The organism is Brasilonema sennae CENA114, from assembly GCF_006968745.1.
GTDB lineage: Bacteria > Cyanobacteriota > Cyanobacteriia > Cyanobacteriales > Nostocaceae > Brasilonema > Brasilonema sennae.
This window is the reverse complement of sequence record NZ_CP030118.1, coordinates 5,728,188-5,751,313: the sequence shown is the minus strand read 5'-3', so window position 1 is coordinate 5,751,313 and position 23,126 is coordinate 5,728,188. Positions and strand designations below refer to the sequence as shown.

Here is a 23,126-nt window from a genome sequence, read left to right as displayed (position 1 = left end):
TACCAGGTTTATAAAATGACCAATAATATCAATTTCTCCCAATTACTAACTATCCCCCTCTCCTTAATAAGGAGAGCCAGTGCGTTGCGGTGAGACCAGCGCTGCAGGAGGGTCTCCCTCCGTAGGCGACTGGCGAACCCGAAGGGGGGTTCCCAAGGACGGTGCACCTGGCGTGAGGGGTGCCCGGAGGGCGGGGTGAGGTTCTTCGTTTTTTACAAGTATTCATCTAGTAAAGAAATGACTAATCTACAAACAATCAGAAGTCGAGAACAACGAACAGCGTGGATTTTCTTGGTACCTGCGTTGCTGTTACTGTTGTTTGTCTTTGGATATCCAATAGTTCGTGCTTTTTGGTTAAGTTTCTTTACCCAAAATTTAGCAACAAATCTGCAACCCGTCTTTTCTGGTTTTAGCAATTATGTACGGATGTCGGGGGATGGTCGTTTTTGGCAGAGTTTCGGAACGACAACAGTATTTACTTTTGCAACAGTGTTGCTAGAGTTACTGTTGGGATTAGGTATAGCTTTAGTGTTGAACAGGCAGTTTTTTGGCAGGGGTGTGGTGCGTACAATTGCTATCCTACCTTGGGCTTTACCTACTGCTCTTATTGGTCTTGCTTGGGCTTGGATTTTCAATGATCAGTTTGGAGTTGTCAATGATATTTTAATGCGGCTAGGCTTGATTAAAAGTGGAATTAACTGGTTAGGAGACCCGACATTGGCAATGATAGCCGTGATAATTGGAGATGTCTGGAAAACGACTCCGTTTATCAGTATCTTATTATTAGCTGGTTTGCAGTCGATTTCACCCGACTTATACGAAGCTCATGCAATTGATGGTGCAACACGTTGGCAAAGCTTCTATCAAATTACCCTCCCTTTGTTGATACCGCAAATCCTCATCGCCACATTGTTTCGGTTTGCTCAAGCTTTTGGAGTTTATGACTTGATTGCTGTAATGACTGGGGGTGGTCCAGGTGGTGCAACGGAAGTGGTGTCGCTGTATATTTATTCTACCATCATGCGCTACTTAGATTTTGGATACGGAGCAGCTTTGGTTGTTTGTACGTTCCTGTTACTAGTTGCAGCGGTAATTATTGCTAGTTTTTTGCTCAAAAAATCTCGTGTAAATACCTTTTAAATCAGTTATAAGTTATCAAGTAACTGATGACTGTTAATAATTCTCACTCTAAGATGAAATACAGTTGAATACTTATCGTATCGTAAAAACCTCACCCCGCCTACGGCACCCCTCTCCTTAGTAAGGAGAGGGGCTGGGGTGAGGTAAAAACGTGAATGATAACCAATCAACCAGATTTAACATAACATCTCAAATTTCAAATCTCTATGACGGTTCATCAGGAAAACTTGACGAAAAATTCTAAACCAAAAACAAAAGTAAAAAAATCTTGGCAAAATATTTTGCTTTGGATAGTAGTTGCCCTAGTAGTCGTTTTCTGCTTAGCACCAGCAATGTGGCAAGTACTAACTTCATTCAAAGTGAATCAAGATATTTCAAAAGTCCCTACCATTTATTTTCCCTCTCGAATCACTCTCAATCACTACACGGAATTATTCACTCGTCGTCCGTTTTTGCGCTACATATTAAATAGTGCCTTTGTCTCAGTTGTTTCTACGGTTTTGTCTTTAGTTATGGGTGCACCTGCTGCTTACGCTTTAGCACGGTTGCGTCCTTGGGGTGGCAGAGTTATCCTTGCAGGTATTCTGATTGTGACTTTGTTTCCAGGAATTTTATTATTCTTGGGACTTTTGGAAATTATCCAAAAGTTACATCTAGGGAACAACTATTTAGCCCTGATTATTCCCTACACTGCTATCAACTTACCATTAACAATTTTAGTGTTACGTAGCTTTTTTGAGCAGTTACCAAAAGACTTAGAAGATTCTGCAAGAGTGGATGGTTATAACACTTTGCAAATGTTAATACAAATCTTAATACCTATGACACTTCCTGCATTGGTAACGACGGGAATTCTGACATTTATTTTTGCCTGGAATGAGTTTATCTTTTCTCTGACGTTTATTACCCGTGAAGAGATGAAAACAATTCCTGTTGCAGCAGCACAATTAGGTGGTGCTACAGTTTTTGAAATTCCCTATGGTCCGATTGCAGCAGCAACCGTGATAGGAACATTGCCCTTAGTTTTACTGGTTTTGTTCTTTCAGCGCAAGATTATTCAAGGTTTGACTGCTGGTGCTGTTAAGGGATAATTAACAGATAATCAACAAATAATCAAAAGATAAATCATTATGGCGAAACTGGAACTACAAAACTTAAATAAGACTTATACTTCCAAAATCATTCCAGTTAAAGATGTGAGTTTAACTGTAGATGACAATGAATTTCTGACTTTACTCGGTCCGAGTGGCTGCGGTAAGTCTACGACACTGCGAATGATTGCAGGGTTGGAGGAACCGACTCGTGGTCGGATATTTCTTGGGGATGAGGATATTACATTTAAGCAACCAGGCGATCGCAACATGGCGATGGTGTTTCAAAGCTATGCGCTTTATCCCCATATGTCCGTGTACGAAAATCTAGCTTCTGGACTAAAGCTGAAAAAAACTCCTCGCACTGAAATTGAACAGCGAGTCACGGAAGTTTCAAAACTTTTGGGATTAGAAGAATTATTACAGCGTAAACCTGGTCAATTATCCGGGGGACAAAGACAGCGAGTCGCCGTCGGTCGGGCCTTAGTGCGTCGCGCCCAAGTTTACTTGCTAGATGAACCACTCAGTAACCTAGATGCACTCCTGCGGGAACGAGTCCGCGCAGATATAAAACAAATATTTGCCGCCCAAAAAGCCCCAGTAGTCTACGTGACTCACGACCAAACAGAAGCAATGACGCTTTCAACAAAAGTCGCTGTCCTCAACGACGGACTGATTCAGCAACTCGACCCACCAGAACGCATTTATAACCAACCAGCTAATTTATTTGTAGCTGGATTTGTTGGCAGTCCGCAAATGAATTTGCTTACCCTACCTTGTAAGGGACGTTCTGCAATCTTAGGTGATGCAAACATACTTTTGCCAGATATACCAACAGTACCACCAGAAATTATCTTAGGTATTCGTCCAGAAAACGTCCGCATTGCACAACCTGATGATAGACAGGTTATCCAAGGACAAGTGTATCTGGTGGAAAACTTGGGTATGCATAACTTGGTGAGTGTGCGTGTTGCAACTGCTGAAACAGAACCGTTGACCATACGTGCATTGTTACCCCCAGAGCAAAAATGGAATAACGAAGAAATTAGATTAGCTTTACCGCCCCAGAATATCCACTGGTTTGATGTGAAATCAGGTGACGCACTCAAGTAAAAGTAAATAAAATTATGTAGTTTTGGCTTTAGTTATTTGAGGAGTTATGGACAAGCTGGGAAAAATTCCTAATCTAAAAAGATCCATGAGATCGATGAAATGGGTACTTGCGAAAATCTATACAGCAGTGCTTTCGTATTAACGCCCTCATGACTAATCCGGCCCTCTACATTTGGGTTCAGCAAGTCCAGGACTTGTTGAAAAGGAAGCGTAGTTTGTAGTAGTCGATTAATTGCTCATAGGACAACTCTAATACCGTTTCACTTTGAAGTTGATACAAATAGACAGCACCCGAGCCGGGAGAAAGAATTAAAGACCAATCATTTGTATCAGGCACAATCGTGAAATGGTATTACTGACATCTTACACCAAAAAAATTGATCTCATTTGAAAACTTGCTACGAAGCCTAAAATCATTTTGCCAGGTTCACAGCGAAATTTTTACGTTAACGACTTACTCTCAGGTGCTTTATTGCCAGTCTCTTACTGGCTTTCGCATTATAACCGAAGTTTTCTTTCTATAACTCTTGCGTTTAAAATTTCTTTATAAATCAGAATTGAATTTAACAGCAGCGCGTGTCAGTTTGACAAAAAACTTTATAAAAAAAAACTTTTTATTTTTTCTATTGACAAAGCAGAGTTGAATGAGAGAATAACTCTCGATACATTCTTCGTGTAATAAAACAAATAAGGAGACTTATTTCATGATGTTCATCAAAGTGTTTTTGCCATCATTTAGCGAAATCGATAAATATGTCACAGCAGAATAATCAACTTACTTGCAAAGGCAGCGCTTTGGTCGAATCTCAAATATTAACACCTTTTCAGCGCAAACTGCTGCAAAAAAATTTGGAAGAAGATTTGCCTAACCAATACCGCCGGCGCATTCAAATTATGCTGCTAGCAGATCAGGGAAAGTCTCAAGCTGAAATTTGTGAGAGTTTAGGGTGTTGTCCGGCTACAGTGCGACATTGGACGCATATAGCCCGTAGTGGAATGGCTCACCAATGGCAAGATTGTCCAATTGGTCGTCCGAAAGCAGTGAACGAGGCATATTCAGAACGTTTGAAAGAATTGTTTAGCCATAGTCCCCGCGATTATGGTTATTCTTTTAGACGGTGGACAACTTCCTGGCTTCAGAAACATCTGGCGAAAGAATTTGGGATTGAGGTGAGTAATCGCCATATCAAGCGACTGCTCAAACAGATGGGATTATCTACTCGACCAAAACCCAGTCATGTCTCGGAAGCCACAACTGAAAAGCCTAAAAATTCCAAAATATTAATTCACGACCTTCAATCCGAAAACATGTCGGATGATACTGGATTTCTGGCTCTTAACTTAGCAACCTTAGGTACGGACTGAGAGATTCATGGTGCAAAATCTATCTGAGCAGTGGATTAGTCTGCAACAGTTGAACAACATTTTGAAGTATTCTGTTTCGGACGAAGAAGGGAAGTGCTGCCTTCAAGAATCTAAATTGCTAAACCCAAAAGTCGGAAAGTTTTGGCAAGGAACTGAGGCTGAAGCTGGTATCTACATTGTGATGACTGGTAAGGTGAGGTTGCTAGACGAGGCTGGTGAATTAATAGCCACTCTGGAAACGGGCGCTTCCTTTGGGGAATTTACCCTATTTCCAGATGCTAAGTTTCAGCCTTATGGAGCTAGGGCGAGTGTAAATTTGCAATTATGCTTTGTTCCATCTGAGGTGTTGTCGCCCTTGATGACTAAGTATCCTCAAATCCGGCAGCATTTGTATGAGCAAGCGCGTGGGCGTAATTCCCTGTTAGTGGACTCTGATAAACTCCCAGTGACGGTTGTTGAGTCTCAAGTGGAGGCTAAAACAAGTAGTTTGTCAATGCCAGCCGCAGAGACAAAACCCCAAAAAAAGATAAGCAAGGCTTACTTTCCAAATCCCACACAACGAGTTGGACACTTGTTGCGGCACGTAACTAAACGCTATCCATTTTTTGCTCAACAGAGTGCATCAGACTGCGGTGCAGCTTGTTTGATAATGGTGTCTCGTTATTGGGGAAAAAGCTTTAGTATTAATCGCTTGCGGGACATCGCCAATGTTGACCGTAATGGGGCCTCACTACGGGGGTTATCAGTGGCAGCAGAAAGTATTGGATTTGCCACACGACCAGTCAAAGCTAGTCTTGACCAATTGGCTAAGCAAAAACTGCCTGCGATTGTTCATTGGGAAGGCAAGCACTACATCGTTATTTATGAAATCACCAAAAAACGCGTAATTGTCACAGATCCTGCGATTGGTCAACGCACCCTTAGCCACGCAGAATTTAAAGCCAACTGGACTGGCTATACACTACTGCTGCAACCCACAGCCTTTTTAAAGGATGCCAAAGAGACTACAACTCCCTTTTGGCAATTCTTTGAGTTGATGAAGCCTCATGGGTTGGTGATGCTGGAAGTGTTTATCGCTTCTGTATTTATCCAGATATTTGGACTAATTACCCCCCTATTCACTCAGTTAATTTTTGATCGAGTCGTAGTGCAGCGTTCTGAACTAACCTTGACAGCCGTAGGGTTAGGGTTGCTGATTTTTAGTCTCTTCCGCGTGGCGATGACAGGGTTGCGGCAATATCTACTTGACCACACAGCAAATAAGGTAGATTTAGCACTCATTGTTGCCTTTATTCGCCATACCTTGCGGCTACCCTTGACTTTCTTTGAGTCCCGTTATGTGGGGGATATTATCTCTCGTGTCCAGGAAAACCGTAAAATTCAACGTTTCCTTTCAGGTGAAGCGTTATCTATCCTGCTAGATTTACTAACTGTGTTTATCTATCTGGGATTGATGTTTTGGTATAGCTGGAAAATGGCGTTGTTGTCGTTGCTGGTCATACCACCTTTCGCCTTGCTGGCATTGATTGCCACACCTTTTCTACAGAAAATTTCGCGAGAAATCTTTAATGCTTTGGCGTCGGAGAGTAGTTATCTGATTGAAGTCCTAACTGGTGTACGGACAGTTAAATCTACAGCGGTGGAACAAACAGTGCGTTGGCATTGGGAGGAATTATTAGATAAAGAGATAAAAACTAACTTTTCGGGACAAGTTATCAGCAATCGCTTGCAAATTTTCAGCAACACAATTCAAGCAGTGATAACTACCGTCATGCTGTGGTTTGGTGCACACTTGGTGATTCAAAACGAGCTAACAATTGGGCAATTGGTAGCATTTAATATGCTGTTGGATAATATTATTAGTCCCTTCCAACGATTAACGGTGTTGTGGAATCAATTGCAGGAAGTGCTGATTGCAACCGAACGCATTAATGATGTGTTGGATACGGAACCTGAAGAGGATTTGCAGCACCAAGCGCGACAATCTTTACCACCAATTCAGGGTGACATTCGGTTTGAAAACGTGACATTTCGCTATCACCCAGAAAGCGATGTCAATGTTTTGGAAAATCTGAATTTTCACGTCAAACCTGGGCAAATGATAGCGCTGGTGGGACGTAGTGGTTCTGGGAAAACTACCATTTCTAAGTTGGTTTTGGGGTTATATCCCTCTACACAAGGTAAAGTGTTGATTGATGGACAGGATATTAGCAGTATTTCTCTACGTTCCTTACGTCACCAAGTTGGCGTTGTTGACCAAGATACCTTTTTGTTTGGTGGAACGATTCGAGAAAATATTAGCTTAGGGCATCCTGGGGCAACTTTGGAACACATTATTGAGGCTGCAAAGTTAGCAGGGGCTGACGAGTTTATTAAAAAAATGCCTATGGGTTACGAAACCCAGATTGGTGAAGGTGGAGGATTGTTGTCTGGTGGACAGCGACAGCGAATTGCTATAGCCCGTGCACTATTAGGCAATCCCAAATTGTTAATTTTTGATGAGGCTACCTCTCATCTGGATACAGAGTCGGAAAGCATTATTCAGAGGAATTTGAACACAATTCTTAAGGGGCGAACCACATTGGTTATTGCTCATCGTCTTTCGACTGTGCGAAATGCAGATTTGATTTTGGTACTAGATAAGGGCATGTTGATTGAGAGTGGAACTCACCAAGCATTGATGGCGAAACGAGGACATTATTTTTACCTCAATCAACAGCAGTTGAATGCAGTAGGGTAAACAGTGGAAATAGGTAAGGGTAATCATTAGAAAAAACGGCGTTGCTGAACTTGAGTATGAAATAAAGTCTTTTCATGCTTCACTTTGCGTCCCTTAGCATTTGCCGAGATTTTCTGTCCTATACCTACCGCACGCCTGCGCCGTAAGTTCTACCCCACAAACAAGCGTCTTTGCAGGAGATCGCTGCACTTCGTTGCGTATGCTGCAAAAAGCCACAGAAGCATTTACACAATGACAAATGACGCTACTAGTAACGCTGAAAAAACTATTACCAATTACCAGTTACCAATCCAAAATCTAAAATTGATATCACGGTAAATCATGCCAAATATACTGAATGGACGGGTTCCGTCCCAAATTCCTAAAGATGAACAGCGCAATGAATTCAATGAATTAAATGGACAGCTTTCTTTCCAAATCAATAAGGATGAGCAGCCTGCTAAAAATTTGCTTTCTCAAACACCAATTTTATTAACTGATGATTGGTCTGATTTAACAAAGGGTTCACTTGATAGTTTTCCTAAAGTTTGGACAAGGGGATTATTGTATTTTTTGGTGATATTTGTCTCTATCATTTTACCTTGGGCAATGCTGTTTAAGGTGGATGAAACAGGTATGGCTAGAGGACGGCTTGAGCCTAAGGGAAAAACCGTTAGGCTAGATGCTGCTGTCCCAGGAACAGTAGCGGAAATTCGTGTCAAGGAAGGTGAATTGGTTAAGAATGGACAAACTTTATTGGTACTGGAATCAGAATTAGTTCAAGCAGAATTACGCCAGGTAAAGGATAAGTTAGAGGGGCAATCAAATCGACTTTCGCAGTTGAATTTATTGAAGAATCAGTTAGTTGTAGCTTTGACCACTCAAGCTCAACAAAATCAAGCTCAAGAGTTGGAAAAGCAGGCTCAAGTTGACCAAGCACGGCAGAATCTTAATACTATAAGAAATTCCTCGGATTTAAAAAAGAAAGAAAAACTGGCTCAAGTCAATCAGGTAAAGCAAGCTCTCCAGTATGGTCAAACGGCTAATAAGTTAGTAGAGAATAATTTGGTGAGTACCCGGCGCGAGGTTGAACGTTATCGCCAGCTTTTCAAGAAAGGAGTTGTTCCAGAAATTAAGTTTGTAGAAAAGCAAGATATAGAGCAAGAAAAACAAAAGATCCATGAACAAACTAAATCAGATATTGAACAAGCTAAGTTACGTTTAGCAGAACAACAAAGTAGTTATGAACAAAATATTCGGCAAGCAGATGCGGATATTGCCCAGGCTGAGTTGCAGTTGAAAGAACGGGAAAGGGGTTATCAAACTTTGACTCATTCTAGTAAGCTTGCTATCCTAAAAACTGAAGAGCCACTAAAGAATTTGGAAACAGAAATGACAGGGCTACAGGCAGAAATTGCTCAAACAAAGAGTCAAGTTCAATCCCTAGAGTTTCAAATCGGACAACGAATTTTAAAAGCTCCAGAAAGTGGTACAGTATTTAAGTTACCGATTCAAAAAGCTGGTTCTGTAGTCCAAACAGGGACAATGATTGCGGAGATTGCACCCCTAAGTTCGCCTTTAATAATTAGGGCGCAAATGCCGACAACTGAAAGTGGTTCTTTGCGTCAAGGATTACCTGTTAAGTTGAAGTTTGATGCTTATCCTTTTCAGGATTACGGCGTAGTAGAAGGTGAATTAGTGAAAATTTCTCCGACGACTGTAGAAGTGGACACGCCTAATGGTAAAGTGGCAGCTTATGACTTAGAAATTACCCTAAAACAGCATTGTATTCCCACGCCTAATAAATGTATCGCTTTGCATCCTGGGGATACAGCGACGGCTGAAGTCATTGTGCGCCAGCGCCGGATTATTGATTTTCTACTTGATCCGTTTAAGAAGTTGCAACAGGGTGGAGTCAAATTATAAGGTGTTTGCGGTATATATTGCTTAACTTAACCACTCTCATCCCTGGAAAATCCGTGAAAACTTCCCTGAAAAAAAAATCTTTAACTCTTTTTTACAAAAATAGAGTTATCAATCAATCTTTCACGTTTCATTTTGTTTACCCTATTTAGAAGAGATATCATGTCACCAACTATCACCGTTACTAACGAAGAGATTCTTGAGCAAGTCAAGCTAACTTGTAAAATTCCCGAGATAACCGAAGCAATTATGACACGCAAATTTATTGAAAGAACTGTAGTAGAAGTGGGTATAAAAGTAGAGACTGAGGAACTTCAAAAAGCAGCAGATCAATTCCGATTAGTTTATCAACTTCAGAGTGCTGAAGAGACCTGGAAATGGTTAGATAAATATAGTCTTTCTTTGGATGATTTAGAACATATAGCTTATACCAATCTCATTTCTGGGAAGTTAGCAATACATTTGTTTGAAAATAAAGTTGAACCTTACTTTTTTGAACATTATCTTGATTATTTTGGTGTAGCGATGTATGAAGTTATCCTAGATGATGAAGACTTAGCAATAGAACTCTTCTATGCTATTCAGGAAGGTGAGATGAGTTTTTCTGATGTTGCTCACAAATACATCCAAAATACAGAATTACGCCGGAAAGGGGGATATCGGGGAGTAGTGCGCCGCAAGGATTTAAAGCCGGAAGTTTCTACTGCTGTTTTTGCTGTTAAATCTCCCCAGCTTCTCAAGCCAATTTTGACTTCTAAGGGAGTACATCTGATTTTTGTAGAGGAACTTATTCAACCGACGTTAGATGACAAGCTACGCACTAATATCTTGTCCGATTTATTTTCTGAATGGCTAAGACAAGAAGTACAAAAAGATAAAGCGATTTAAAAGTTTTAAGCAGAGAATCAAGTATTTTTCTCATTGGTTCTCTGCCTGATTTTTAACTTAAAATACACCTGCATTTTTGTTGACAACACTAAACTGATCATGCTAATTGGATAAGTTCAGATTATGCAAGAGATGATTAACTAATATGACAAAATAACTTCCAAATTAGGTAACTTCTGCTTCGTCATTAACTTCTCTTTCCAGCAATACCTTGATTTTGTTTTCATTCATTGCAATGCGTGGCTCAACTACAAGACTGCTTACACGCCATCCTTCCTGACCAAAATAATTCAACAAATCGACGAGTTGTTGATCCCGTGACTCTCTTTTGTCGAATATAACCTGTTCAATTCGGTATTCAAAACGCTTCATTGCTTTACCCTCTTTTATAGCTTTTTGTCGCGAAGCTCTAAGTTCAGTCTTTCTTGTAACCAACCCTGAAAAAGTGATTCAAAAATTTCTTCTCTAACTGATTCAGTGAGTTCACTAGGAAACCACTTTTCAATTTTAATGATGTGATAACCAAGTGTCGTTTCAATTGGTCCAATTACTTCGGCTTCCTTTGCTTTAGAAACAGTCTGTGCAATATCTGGCATCAGTTCTGAAAGAAAGCGAATACCAGCAAAGCCACCATTTTCTTTGGACTGTTTACCCTTTGAATGTAAGAGTGCCAAAGCACAGAACGAAGCATTTTCCTGTCTGATTGCGTGAGCTATTTTCAGTGCCTCTGTTAGTTCACGCACAAGAATTTGAGACAGAGCCACACGTTTAAAGTTGTTACGATTGTTTATATAATAATTATCGACGCCTGCTCCGAAAAGAAATTCTTTTAATTTCTTAGTCAGTAGCGATACTTTAATCCCACTAGACCAATCTTCTACAGTAATACGCTGAAAAGAAAGCCAGTTCAGAGTTTCAGAAGCTCCTAATAAGGTGTGTTCTAGACGAAATTCATCTCCTGCTGCTTGCAATTCCTCATCAGAAACAGTAACACCAAACTGCTCACAGATACCTAAAATGAGTGCGTCACGTTCAGTTTTAGCTGCAATTTCAGCCACTTGATAAGAACGGCGTAGATAAGCAATAATTTCTTCATCCGTTGCTGGAGAAATTTCTGGCAGTGCAAATTCCTGCAAGAGCTGCAACTCTGTTTTTTCTAAAGTTTCTTTCATGGCTTGGTGTGATTAGTTTCTCGTGAAGCTTGGTATATCAGTTGCTCAGGTGAGAGTTCTTGAATTTTCAGCTTGTGGCGATGTAAATCCCCGTAAAGGTTAAGGTAATCAATTTCAGCCGGAGTCAGTTTTCCTTGTTGGATTCCTGCGATCGCAGCATCAATCTCAAAGCGCTCAGTCAAACCTGTTAAACAAACATCAACACAATTCTGCGTTAAAGAGTAGCGGTATAAATCAGGCACAGTAGGTCGCCAACAAGCTTCTGGTAAACTCTCTGGGGCATTCCAGAGTAAACTTGTGTGAGAGCCAGTCGTCTTGAACGTGACAATGCCCGGTCGAGAAAGATTTTGAGCGTTAACCTGATTGAACACTTGGCTCTGGGCAGAGCGGTGGGCGACATTGTGTCTCACCATCACCACATCTAACAAGGGGCTGTCCAACCACTGTTGAGCAAGGTTAAGGTCATGGAAAGAAGCACCGATGTAGCGAACTGCACCCATTTTTTTGAGGCGTTCTGAGGTGCCAAACATTCTTTCGATGGTGCGCTGATAAACGCTATTGGGACCTCTCAAATCCGGAGAAAGCTGCAAGCAATCCTGTAAAGCTGGTCCATCGTTAGAACCAATCCAGCCCCAGAATAACACATCAATGTAGTCAATCCCTAGTTCTCCAAACTGATCTAATAAAGCGGCTATTGCCATTTCTGGACTCTTGATGTAAGTCACGGTTGCCAGCACCACTTTCTCGCGTACCGAGGAGCCACGCCCACACAGTTGGCGCAGCGCCCCAGACATCGAACTATAGATATAGTGGTGCAGATCACTAGAGTAGAAAAAGTAATTAATCCCTCGCTCAAAAGCGTAAAGGGTATCCTCACTAGAGATACCACCGCCTCCACCTAAGCCAAGACAGCTAACCGTTAAATCAGTCCGCCCCAGTTTACGGTAGAATGGCAAATCGGATTCCAGGAATTTATCCGCCCCATGATTAACTTCGCTTGCTGAAACTATTTTAGGCGGCGCGAGATCAGTTAGTTTCATAGGCTCAACGGCGTGTAGATGTCTTGAGAGTTGGCATTTAAATAAGGATGTTTTAAATCAATCCCAAGCAGGGAGAAGTGTTGGCGGATAGATGCCATCCGATTCTCTGGGGAGTCGTCCCCAGAGTGCCAAGCTTCCAGCAACCCACTGGCAATAATTTGACAGCGGTTCATCCCAAAACTCTCAGAAGCACTAAATTTGTTATCTGGTTCTTCTGCTAAAGCAAGTCCTGGCGCGAGCCACTTAGTGAATAAAGGCACTTCTATGCGAAAATGCGATTGATTTTCTGCATAAACACTTCTTAGCACTTGCCGGACTGCTTCATAGTTGCTTTTTGTAAAGTAGAGAACCCCTGAGTCGTAGCGCCCATAGTCAGAGGGGTTATATAGCACCTTAAAGGTGAAGGGGATTTTGATTTCGTTCAGCTGCTGGGTTAGACTTCCCATAACGGCAACTGCACCTTCCGGGCTTAAATTAAAGTAAACTCTGACGATATCAAGCTCAGTGTCTAAACCCGCATCACTGACTGCCATGTAAAATCCATTTTGAACTAGATTACGAGGCATCTGGATGGCGACGGAGTCACCTACTGTGGCTGATTGTTCTGTTGGTTGTAAATGGCGATCGCGCTCAATGTGCAGTGTTAGTCCGCCCTTGGTGACAGCAAGACTACCATCACTCTCCTGTCGCAGCACAAACCAACCTGGATCAAAGTAACCTTTGCCGCTATTGCTTTTGTGTAGTCGCTCGTAAAATTCCAGATCTATCCCCAAAAAAGTATTGTTCTCTAGATTCTGGTGAGCTGCTAAACCAACTGAATTTGCTTCTGGTACCAGGCTAGATCGTAAGGAGCCGTTGTAGTAAATGCCGTAGAGAAAACTTTGCAGTTGTAAACTTAAATACTTATTTTGAAGATTTGAAGGTAGTCGCTGAAAGCGGGCTACCACCTCAGCAGGAAGCTCTAAGGGTTTGTAAGCAGGATGGCTAATATAGAAATTGGACTGGATTTGAAGGTTGCTGACAATGTCTTGAAGAGAATCCAGCACTCCCTCTGGCGGAGAAACGGGCAGTTGATTTGAAAGAGAATTCAGTAATTGCATTAAGATTATTTTGTAAATAAAAATACTTAAATTAGAGAACGGTTAAAGCTAATGAGTTCAGATTCTGCCACTCCAAAAACCGTCGGGATTGATTGTTCAGGGCGACACAATAAAGTTTTAGCAACCTGAAGCATACAGATACCTCCATTGCCAAAGGATTTTTGGTGCTGAATCATTGCCTGAATTTGTTGAATCAAGCCAAGACCAGAAAACTGCACTACTCGCTTTATAAAATGAGGACGGCGCTCTAAAATTTCTGGAAACTCACCTAAATAAGCTTTAGTAAGGGCTGCAATAGAAGGTTGAAGCATATCAAGGGGAGTCATAGCTAGGCGCAAAGCTTCTTGAATATCGATAGACTTACTGATGACCAAGCTATTTAGCCAGATTTGCAGGTAGCTAGCGATTAGCATCCCTAAGTCAAATGCAGGATCTCCCCAACTAGAACGCTCCCAATCTATCAAGCGGACTATGCTATGACTTGATTGGTCTACTTTGGAAATGGCTTGTTCCCAATCGTTGTGCAGAAGGATATTGTTCAACTTGAGGTCATTGTGGGTTAGACAACAAGGTTCAAAAGCGGTAGAAAGTTCTGCGATCGCCTTTCCAAGGCTGTCATACCGTTGATAGAGAGCAAAGAATTTCAGTCCATCGGCAGGAACTAAACCGAAAACTTCAGGACTAATCCGTTCTAGCCCAAGACCAAAGTTAGGAGTATAGGAGATAATATCACCCTCAGAATTTTGAGACAAGAAGTCCCGGTAGTCCTGACGATCTAAAGTGACGCGATGAACTGTTGCTAGAATGGTTCCGATTGCTGATGCGATCGGCGCTTCGCCGCTGCGCTTCGCTATCGCAGTCGGGAAAAAATTCTCCTTTGCGTAGAAATCAGCTAGGTCACGATACCCATTTAGGTAGTTGAAAACAATAATCGAATGCTTGGCGTCAAAATGAAGCACCTCTGATATTGATGAGCGAATGTAGCTGAGTTCTGGGAATTGTTTTAAAAACTCATGAAGTCGCCATTCGTTCAAGAATTCACCCGCAGTTTTTCCCTCTTGATTGTGACGCTCTTGCTTAACGAGAAGTTGGCGCTCACCAGGTAAAGTCAATAACAAATTAAAATTTTTTGCCAACTTCTGCTCAACTTTGAGTAAATATTTTTCTTCATGGGAGCAGAGCTTGTGAGCAACTAAATAATCGATCACATTTTGAGAATTTATTGTAAAAGACATGATTTTATGGAATTTTATTTACTCTTAGTTACCAAATTTATCAAATAATAGAAAATTAAAAAAGCAAATATCAGATATGTAACCCATGCAAGGATAACTTCCGGTCGCTCCAACCGAAACATATTAGAGGGCCAAGACCCTATTTTTTGGACTATAAATTGCGATATACTTAAGGAAATCCAAGCAAATCCAGCAAGATACTCACCACCAATTAGGTTTGAAATCCCTAATATTAGGTAAAAAATAACTGTTAGCTCAGGAAGATTAGAATTATTTATTTCCATACTTTCTACCTATTGAGATTGAAAAAGCAAGAGTATAAAAATATTAATACAAAAAAATTATACTCTCGCTATACTCAAGTCAAAATGACAACTTAATTATCATAAATTATGGTAATTAAGTAACTTTTATCTGCTGAATTTAGATAAAAATAGATTGACCACTGCCTTCTTGATAACTGAACAGCTTTAAACAAGGAAATCAACGTTTAAAGAAATTACTTGAAGAGGCGAGAAATCGCATAAGATGCACCAGCGCTTGCGGAGAAAGCAACCACGGTTGTAATAAAGGGTGTTATCCCACCTTTAATAGCAGGAAAATCCTCTTCAGTAAACTCGTTCAAGTAGCTTTCTTCGTCCGACATTAGGTCAAATCCTGCTAGATCTCGAATACAAATCGTTGCCATGATATCACTCGTTCAGTTTGTAATATTTGTGGTTAGTTGAAAGTAAATAAGGTTACTTAGAAAAAATGAGCTACCGCTGTTTCCTATTTCTTCTTGAGAGCAGAATAAGCCCCAACAGCAGCACCGCTAACCATAGCACCAATGACATACTCCGAGGCTATTGCTACACCCCAAATTACTATAGGACTGAGCCCGCCCTTAGTAGCGCTAAGTTCTTGGTCAGCCAAATCATTCATGAAGCTTTCAGAATCCACGAACAGTTCAGAACCAGCAGGACGAATATCAGAAATATTGATGCTAGCCATTTAGAAATTGCTCCTAAGTGAAGTTGTTGAATTGCGATAAGATTTCAAACTCTTTATCTCATTTACATGTTCTGCTATTTTTTTGAGGTTATCAAGTCCTTTACTCATTCTAATAGTGACCTAATAAATTCATTTGTTATATCTGTTAGTGAGTCATAAAAAGCAATGATATCAAGAAAGCTTTCAATTTCTATTGTTTTTTCTGATTTTATTTTTGTTTGGTGACAAAAATAAAATCATTTTGTCTCCTTTTTTTGTTTTTTTTCAAAAATGTATGAAAAATAAAATTAAAATTCACCTCAAGGGTTGCTTTGAGGTGAATTTTAATCAGTATTAAGTTTAAAATCCAAGATAGCTATATTCTTTGGAATTCTCAATTTTAACTTCTCAACATACCAGCTTCTTACTTAAGAAGAACTGCCTGCGAGGCGCAGCCCGTTCTTTTTCGCTCATTTTCTAAGATTTGTACCTAATGACTGGGTAAGTGACTTGCCAATGGGTACATATTTTGTGTCATGATCGAAAGGATAATAAAAGTAAATTTTTGTTAAGCGAGGAGAGAGATGTACATCGTACAAATTGCCTCGGAGTGCGCTCCTGTTATCAAAGCTGGAGGTTTAGGCGATGTTGTTTACGGACTCAGCAGGGAACTAGAAAACCAGGGACATAGCGTCGAACTCATTTTGCCCAAGTACGATTGCATGCGTTATGACCACATTTGGGGACTCCATGACGCCTTCACGAACTTGTGGGTACCTTGGTATGGCGGTGCAATTCACTGTTCAGTTTATTGTGGCTGGGTACACGGGCGGCTGTGTTTCTTTATTGAACCCCACTCTGGGGATAATTTCTTCAATCGCGGCTGCTATTACGGATCTAACGATGACAATATGCGCTTTGCGTTCTTCAGCAAAGCCGCTTTGGAATTTCTGCTTCAAAGCAACAAACGACCTGATGTCATCCATTGTCATGACTGGCAGACGGGCTTAGTTCCTGTGATGCTGTATGAAATGTACAAATATTATGGGATGGAGTACCAACGGGTTTGCTACACCATCCACAACTTCAAGCATCAGGGATTTGCTGGAGTCGATACTCTTTGGGCAACAGGTTTAAACCAAGAGTCTTACTACTTCCAGTCTGATAAGCTCCAGGACAACTTCAATCCCTTTGCCCTGAACTTTATGAAAGGGGGCATTGTTTATTCCAATGCTGTGACAACAGTTTCACCACATCATGCATGGGAAGCTCGTTACACTGACATTGGCTATGGATTAGGTCACACCTTGCATCTACACCAAGATAGATTCACTGGTGTACTCAACGGCATTGATCATGATTTTTGGAATCCTGAAACAGACCGATACATTCCCTCTCACTACACCAAAGACAATTTTGAAGAAAAAGCCAAGAATAAAAAAGCTTTACGGGAGCGGCTGTTATTGCAGGATGTTGAGAAGCCAATCATTTCGTACATTGGTCGTTTAGATGACCAAAAAGGCGTTCATCTTGTCCATCACGCAATGTATTACGCCCTCCATAATGGAGCACAATTTGTGTTGTTGGGTTCAGCAACAGAGTCAAGCATTAATAATCATTTCCGCCATGAAAAAGACTTTTTGAATAATAATCCTGATGTTCATTTAGAACTTGGCTTTAACGAAGAATTATCCCACCTCATTTATGCTGGGGCAGATATGATTATTGTCCCCAGTAATTATGAACCTTGTGGACTCACTCAAATGATTGGCTTGAAGTACGGTACTGTACCTATAGTTCGCGGAGTCGGTGGGCTAGTTAATACCGTGTTTGATAAAGACTACGACCAAACCAAACCACCAGAAGAACGCAATGGATATGTCTTCTACCAGTCAGATTATCATGCGCTTGAATTTTCGTTGGAACGTCCTTTGAAGTTGTGGTACAACAATCCAGAAGAGTTCCGCAAACTTGCCCTTGCGGGTATGGAGTATGACTACTCTTGGAATCATCCAGGAGAAGAATACGTAAAGATTTACGACCGTATCCGACACAAATGGTAGTGGCTTAGTCTGCTACTGCGACAATCATTTGTGAAAAACAAGATTCCCGACTTCTAAAAGAAGTCGGGAATCTGTGTCTTTCAATTCTCACAAATCAAATAGGATTGCTATATATCGAGTTCGCCTAATTATTTACAATAAAAAAACCTCACCCCCGCCCCTCTCCTTATAAAGGAGAGGGGTGCCTGGAAAGCGGGGTGAGGTTCTTCGTTTTTTATAAATATTCATCCGGACATGATATTAAATATGGTTGTTTCACCTGAAATCTATCTCACCTCTGACGAATACCTCCAAATGGAGGAACACAGCGACATCAAACATGAATATATCGACGGCTACATCTACGCAATGGCTGGAGCGCTTGACTCCCACGTTACTATTGCGGGTAACTTGTTTGCTCTCCTCCGTAATCATGTGCGTGGCTCAGGTTGTCGTGTTTACATCACCGATATGAAAGTCCGTATCGAATCTCTTAATCGATATTATTATCCTGATGTGATGGTGACTTGCGATCAACGAGATCAAGAAACTCCTGGTTATAAAAGATATCCTCGTTTAATTGTCGAGGTTTTATCTGACTCTACAGAAGCCTTTGATCGAGGAGATAAATTCGCCGATTACCAAACTTTAGAAAGTCTCCAAGAGTATGTTTTAATTAACACCAAACGTCAGCGAGTCGAATGTTTCCGCCGTAATGATGAAGGGCTGTGGGTTTTGCAATCTTACACAGCAGAAAATAAATCTTTTCGACTACATAGTATTAAGTTTGAAGGAACGATCGCACAGCTTTACGAAGATGTCGTTTTCTAGCAGCAATTCCTAAAAAATATAGCAATGCTATATGATTTTTTAAATTGATTTTTTTGAACCGCAGAGAGCGAATTTGCGGTGTGGATGTTCCTCCCGCAAAGTTCGCGGTGGACGCAGAGAACGCAGAGGAAAGAGAAACAGGAGTGTCAAATCTAGATACTATTAATAAACTTCAGGATTGACACAATTAGGCAATCGCTCACCCTTTAACCCAGCAATAAGATTAGCGATCGCCATATTTGCCATTTTTTCTCGTGTTTGACGGCTGGCACTACCAATATGAGGTGTAACAATCAAGTTATCTAAGTCTAGTAAGGGACTATCGGTTGCTATTGGTTCTGGATCAGTGACATCTATAGCGGCACCTGCAATTTCACCACTCGTAAGCGCTCGGTATAATGCTTCTGGGTGTACTATTGCTCCCCGCGCTGTGTTGATGAGAATGGCAGATTGCTTCATCAATTCAAACTGGCTATTACCAAAAAGATGATAAGTCTCATCCGATAACGGTGTATGAATGGTCACAAAATCTGCTTCTTGCAGGAGATGTTCAAACGCTGTAAACTCAACACCCAAATCTTTTTCTAACTCCTGGTCACATCTGTGTTTACTAGTATAAAAAACTTTCATGTCAAACCCTTTGGCACGACGAGCGATCGCCTGACCAATACGCCCAAAACCAACAATCCCTAAAGTCGCACCTGTGATGTTCGGTCCCAATAACAAATTTGGTTCCCACGTCCGCCACTCACCCCCACGAACAAATCGATCCGCTTCTACCACTCGCCGTGCAGCCGCCATAAGTAACGCCCAAGTCAAGTCAGCAGTTGCATCTGTTAAGACACCGGGGGTATGACCAACTGGTATCTTGCGTGCGGTAGCAGCGGGAATATCAATATTGTCGTATCCAACTGCCATTTGGCTAATAACTTTAAAAGAGGTTCCGGCTGCTTCTATCAGTTGCTGATCAATCTCGTCTGTCAGCAAGCACAGCAAACCATCAATTGTTTTGACTTTTTCTAGTAAAACTTCATAGGGAGGTGGTTGGCGTTCTTCCCAGATTTCAATGGTAGCAATCTCTTGCAGTTGGTCTAATTTGGTGGGGAGGCGGCGAGTGATGAAGATTTTGGGTTTGGGCATGGTTGAGGGTTTATCAGAAATGTGAAAACTCTGAAACTCTTACAATGACTAATGACGACCCAAACGGGTTAACTTTATTTGTGACGAGCTACTTATACAGTAATTGAAACTGACTCCAGCCATGAGCTAGAAACTGATTTCATCATATGTTATTAGCTAGAGGGAATAAGTAGGTAGGCGTGAATATTTCTCGTGGAGAAGGCAGAAGTCAGAAGGCAAAAGGGAAGGGAGTTTTGGACGTTTTACTTTTCTTTACATAGTTATGTTTATTTGTGCCCACCTACTTATGTGAAAACATTCACTTTATTCTACTTGAAATTTTATTTAATCAAAGAGTTTTAACATAAAATTTACAAATTTTCTTCGTTAATTTACTTACTTAATTTATATAGTCATGATACTTTGGCTTATGGATGCCTCTAAAGGCTGATAAGTTCTCTATTTTTTACATATATAGGAAAAGAAAGTCACTTATAACTGGCTTTTGTTTCCTACTTTGAAGATAAAAATTGTTGACTTAAAAAAAGTCATCAACGGCAAACTTACCCAGACGGCGTTCTCTGATTTTTCACGATATTTGGAAAAAGTCAGATTGATAAATGCCTGTTCGCATAGTTTGCCGTAGGGATTGGCGTAATTTCAGTTTCCCAAACCCCGATGCCCACAGTAGCACTCCTCAACTTGTTCCTCAAGTCGTTAACAAATAAATAGACAGAATGGCACGTACACCACAGTTTCGGCAGTTACTTCGTATTTTGCAGCTAAGCCAGAGGAAAAACCTGAAAGCAGAAGGAAAACCTTTATCGCTGGCAAAAAAGCAGGCTCAATGGTCGCGAAGGCGCTTTATCAAATTGGCATCTCTGGCTACAGGATCGGCACTTGTCACTAGTGGATTGTCTCATCCAGAAAAGGTTTGGGGTAGAGCTAGCCATAGTGGGAATCCCAAAATAGCTATTGTAGGAGGCGGGATTGCGGGGTTGAATGCGGCATACCAGCTTAAGAAGATAGGCTTGACGGCTACCGTTTATGAAGCCAGAGAACGGTTGGGAGGGCGCATACAGACAGTCACAGGTGTCGTAGGCGAGGGTTTGGTGACTGATTTGGGTGGTCAGTTCATCAATACAAATCACACCGATATGTTGGCACTGGCAAAAGAATTCGATATAAAACTCTTCAGTGTTATCGAGGAACAACAAAAATTGCCCTTTCCAGGAACGGCGTACTACTTTGATGGTAAAGTCCAGTCGGAAGCAGAAATTGCGGACAAATTGCGTCCACTCGCTCTTGCAATTTACTATGATGCTGAGTTACTTGAGCAAAACTTTGAGCAGTACGCACCAATATTTGATTCCATGTCCGCTGCCGATTATCTAAACAAATATGCAGATAAAATTCCAGAGCCTTTTATTCGCAGACTGATCGAAAATACGATTCGCTCTGAGTATGGTGTTGAGCCAGAAGAATCGTCAGCAATTCAACTTCTTATGAACCTACCCACAGTAGACGGGAACAAAGTAGAGCTATTGGGGAATTCTGATGAAGCTTTCGTTGTTGAAGGTGGTAGCGGCAGAATTATCGATAGTCTTGCCCAAGCGCTGTCTGGTCAGATTCACACCCGTATGCCTCTAACAAGGATTCAGTCAAACGGTAGTGGTTTTCTCTTGACCTTTTCCCGCAACTATGTTGTAGATGCGGACTATGTCATTATCGCGATTCCTTTGACCGTGTTACGAGAAGTTGATATCCAGGTCAACTTGCCAAACACTTTGAGGCGTTTCATCAAAGAAGTCGATCTCGGTTTCAATCAAAAGGTCATCGCTGGATTTAACAAGAAAGCGTGGCGGCAGGAAAATGGGTTTGTTAAGGAAGTCTGGAGTGATCTGAAATTCTGCTTAGCTTGGGATGGAACCTTGCGACAACCAGACAGGGAAAATGGAGAGTTAGTCTTCTTTCTAGGTGGGGATGAAGTCAGAAGGAACGGATCTGGCAGTGGTAAGTTGCAAGGAAGGAAGTTCGTACGGCAGTTAGATGATTTCATTGTGGGGGCTAAAGATGCTGCGACGGACAAGTTTTTGCAAACACAATGGACAAGGGATCCTTTTACTAAAGGAAGTTACACTCAATTTAAGCCAGGACAGTTGACGGAGTTTGCCAAGTTTCTTTATGTTGAAGCCGACGATCCTAAAGAACGCCAAGATGTCAATGTTGGGAATTTGGTTTTTGCTGGCGAGCATTTGAGCGACGAGTTCTATGGATATATGAATGGCGCAGCTCAAACAGGTCGCCTTGCGGCTCAGGTGGTGGCGAGACAACACCAGGCACAAGTAATGCCATAGATTTCAATATTTAGCACAGGTTGTAAGTTATGCAAACATAATCGGAGTGTGGGAGCGCGATCACCACCAGAAGTCGAATAGCGATAGCGTAAGCACAAGCGCACGCCAAGGGCTAACGCGTAGCGGCTCCCTTCTTCCGTGCAGTCGCAGCAGGAATGTCAATATTGTCGTATCCAACTGCCATTTGGCTAATAACTTTAAAAGAGGTTCCGGCTGCTTCTATCAGTTACTGATCAATCTCGTCTGTCAGCAAGCACAGCAAAGCATCAATTGTTTTGACTTTTTCTAGTAAAACTTTATAGGGAGGCGGTTAGCGTTCTTCCCAGACTTCAATGGTAGCAATCTGTTGCAGTTGCTCTAATTTGGTGGGAAGGTGGCGAGTGATGAAGACTTTGGGTTTGAGCATGGTTGAGGGTTTGTTGGGTTTGCTTATGCTCAATTTAAGCCTAAAGGTAAGAATGATTCAAACCACTGTCATTCTCACATTGATATTCCCACGAATCGCTTTTGAGTAGGGACAGAGTTGATCAGCTTGGGCAACTATCTGTTCAGCCTTCTTGCGTTCTGTATCTGGAATATCAATCACCATCTGGGCAGCAAGCATATATCCACCGTCCGCAGGATCTCGACCAATTGTGACAGCACAGGTAACCTTTGCTTTAGACGCATCAACTCCTGCTTTCCTAGCAACTAACGCAAGTGCGCCATGAAAACAAGCTGCATAGCCAGCGGCAAAAAGTTGTTCTGGATTGGTTCCTTTGCCATGTCCCCCTAGTTCAGTAGGAAAGGCAAGGTCTAAGTCTAGCAATCCATCCGAACTATGAGCATGACCCGACATGCGGGCATGTCCTGCTTGACCTGGAGTGACGGTGACTGTAGCCGTATACAAAGGTTTCATCGCAGCACCTTCATATTGTTGGTCTAGTTGCTGCATTAGTTTCTCAGTTTCAGGATTCATGCTTGTTGCCTTCACACTACTATTAGCAGTATCACGCATTATCTTTGAAGGCGTAGAAAAG

Annotated in this window: 20 protein-coding genes; 10 read left to right on the top strand and 10 right to left on the bottom strand. The window is 41.5% G+C overall.

Going from position 1 to position 23,126, the window contains the following annotated elements; genetic code table 11:
* Positions 1-237: 237 nt before the first annotated feature.
* From DP114_RS24085 to DP114_RS24055, 7 genes are all read left to right on the top strand, one after another.
* On the top strand, positions 238-1,140 hold the full coding sequence (locus tag DP114_RS24085; protein ID WP_171977313.1) for a carbohydrate ABC transporter permease: 903 nt from the start codon (positions 238-240) through the stop codon (positions 1,138-1,140).
* Between the two features lie 206 nt (positions 1,141-1,346).
* A complete protein-coding gene (locus tag DP114_RS24080) occupies positions 1,347-2,231 on the top strand; it encodes a carbohydrate ABC transporter permease (protein WP_171977312.1) in 885 nt (294 codons plus the stop codon).
* Positions 2,232-2,270: 39 nt separating this feature from the next.
* Complete coding sequence (locus DP114_RS24075) at positions 2,271-3,344, top strand: ABC transporter ATP-binding protein (protein ID WP_171977311.1); 1,074 nt, start codon at positions 2,271-2,273, stop codon at positions 3,342-3,344.
* Positions 3,345-4,097: 753 nt separating this feature from the next.
* Positions 4,098-4,709 (top strand): helix-turn-helix domain-containing protein, encoded by a 612-nt coding sequence (locus tag DP114_RS24070; RefSeq protein ID WP_169265550.1) that lies wholly within the window; start codon positions 4,098-4,100, stop codon positions 4,707-4,709.
* Positions 4,710-4,716: 7 nt separating this feature from the next.
* Positions 4,717-7,449, top strand: a complete 2,733-nt coding sequence (locus tag DP114_RS24065) for a peptidase domain-containing ABC transporter (RefSeq protein WP_171977310.1) — start codon at positions 4,717-4,719, stop codon at positions 7,447-7,449.
* A gap of 321 nt (positions 7,450-7,770) precedes the next feature.
* The gene (locus tag DP114_RS24060; RefSeq protein WP_171977309.1) at positions 7,771-9,354 is read left to right on the top strand and encodes a putative HlyD family type I secretion protein; all 1,584 of its coding nucleotides are present in this window, start codon (positions 7,771-7,773) and stop codon (positions 9,352-9,354) included.
* A gap of 159 nt (positions 9,355-9,513) precedes the next feature.
* Positions 9,514-10,239 carry a peptidylprolyl isomerase gene (locus DP114_RS24055; RefSeq protein ID WP_169265553.1) on the top strand — a complete coding sequence of 242 codons (726 nt, stop codon included), beginning with the start codon at positions 9,514-9,516 and terminating at the stop codon, positions 10,237-10,239.
* Positions 10,240-10,404: 165 nt separating this feature from the next.
* On the opposite strand, the gene DP114_RS24050 is transcribed toward DP114_RS24055, so the two are convergent.
* From DP114_RS24050 to DP114_RS24020, 7 genes are all read right to left on the bottom strand, one after another.
* Positions 10,405-10,611 (bottom strand): hypothetical protein, encoded by a 207-nt coding sequence (locus tag DP114_RS24050; protein WP_169265554.1) that lies wholly within the window; start codon positions 10,609-10,611, stop codon positions 10,405-10,407.
* A 14-nt stretch (positions 10,612-10,625) separates the two neighbouring features.
* Positions 10,626-11,411, bottom strand: a complete 786-nt coding sequence (locus DP114_RS24045; protein WP_171977308.1) for a peptidylprolyl isomerase — start codon at positions 11,409-11,411, stop codon at positions 10,626-10,628.
* Positions 11,408-12,451 (bottom strand): aldo/keto reductase, encoded by a 1,044-nt coding sequence (locus DP114_RS24040; protein ID WP_171977307.1) that lies wholly within the window; start codon positions 12,449-12,451, stop codon positions 11,408-11,410. Before DP114_RS24040 ends, DP114_RS24045 begins: the two co-directional genes overlap by 4 nt.
* Entirely contained in the window at positions 12,448-13,551 is a 1,104-nt protein-coding gene (locus tag DP114_RS24035) for a T3SS effector HopA1 family protein (RefSeq protein ID WP_171977306.1), read from the bottom strand. Before DP114_RS24035 ends, DP114_RS24040 begins: the two co-directional genes overlap by 4 nt.
* A gap of 26 nt (positions 13,552-13,577) precedes the next feature.
* Positions 13,578-14,786: a phosphotransferase gene (locus tag DP114_RS24030; RefSeq protein WP_171977305.1), complete on the bottom strand. Its 1,209-nt coding sequence runs from the start codon at positions 14,784-14,786 to the stop codon at positions 13,578-13,580.
* Between the two features lie 499 nt (positions 14,787-15,285).
* Positions 15,286-15,474: a hypothetical protein gene (locus DP114_RS24025; protein WP_169265559.1), complete on the bottom strand. Its 189-nt coding sequence runs from the start codon at positions 15,472-15,474 to the stop codon at positions 15,286-15,288.
* A gap of 83 nt (positions 15,475-15,557) precedes the next feature.
* Positions 15,558-15,779, bottom strand: coding sequence for a class IIb bacteriocin, lactobin A/cerein 7B family (locus DP114_RS24020; RefSeq protein ID WP_169265560.1), 222 nt, complete (start codon positions 15,777-15,779; stop codon positions 15,558-15,560).
* 563 nt (positions 15,780-16,342) lie between these two features.
* On the opposite strand from DP114_RS24020, the gene glgA reads away from it, so the two are divergent.
* Together glgA and DP114_RS24010 are read left to right on the top strand one after the other, a co-directional pair.
* Positions 16,343-17,821, top strand: a complete 1,479-nt coding sequence (glgA, locus tag DP114_RS24015) for a glycogen synthase GlgA (RefSeq protein WP_171977304.1) — start codon at positions 16,343-16,345, stop codon at positions 17,819-17,821.
* 246 nt (positions 17,822-18,067) lie between these two features.
* Positions 18,068-18,631, top strand: a complete 564-nt coding sequence (locus tag DP114_RS24010) for a Uma2 family endonuclease (RefSeq protein ID WP_171977303.1) — start codon at positions 18,068-18,070, stop codon at positions 18,629-18,631.
* Between the two features lie 162 nt (positions 18,632-18,793).
* On the opposite strand, the gene DP114_RS24005 is transcribed toward DP114_RS24010, so the two are convergent.
* Positions 18,794-19,771, bottom strand: a complete 978-nt coding sequence (locus DP114_RS24005) for a 2-hydroxyacid dehydrogenase (RefSeq protein WP_171977302.1) — start codon at positions 19,769-19,771, stop codon at positions 18,794-18,796.
* 716 nt (positions 19,772-20,487) lie between these two features.
* Here DP114_RS24005 and DP114_RS24000 point away from each other — a divergent pair.
* On the top strand, positions 20,488-22,107 hold the full coding sequence (locus DP114_RS24000; protein ID WP_171977301.1) for a flavin monoamine oxidase family protein: 1,620 nt from the start codon (positions 20,488-20,490) through the stop codon (positions 22,105-22,107).
* Between the two features lie 112 nt (positions 22,108-22,219).
* Here the strand turns inward: DP114_RS24000 and DP114_RS36115 are convergent, their stop codons facing one another.
* Together DP114_RS36115 and DP114_RS23990 are read right to left on the bottom strand one after the other, a co-directional pair.
* Positions 22,220-22,330, bottom strand: a complete 111-nt coding sequence (locus tag DP114_RS36115) for a hypothetical protein (RefSeq protein WP_318284522.1) — start codon at positions 22,328-22,330, stop codon at positions 22,220-22,222.
* 240 nt (positions 22,331-22,570) lie between these two features.
* Positions 22,571-23,104, bottom strand: coding sequence for an organic hydroperoxide resistance protein (locus DP114_RS23990; RefSeq protein WP_246162723.1), 534 nt, complete (start codon positions 23,102-23,104; stop codon positions 22,571-22,573).
* Positions 23,105-23,126 lie beyond the last annotated feature (22 nt).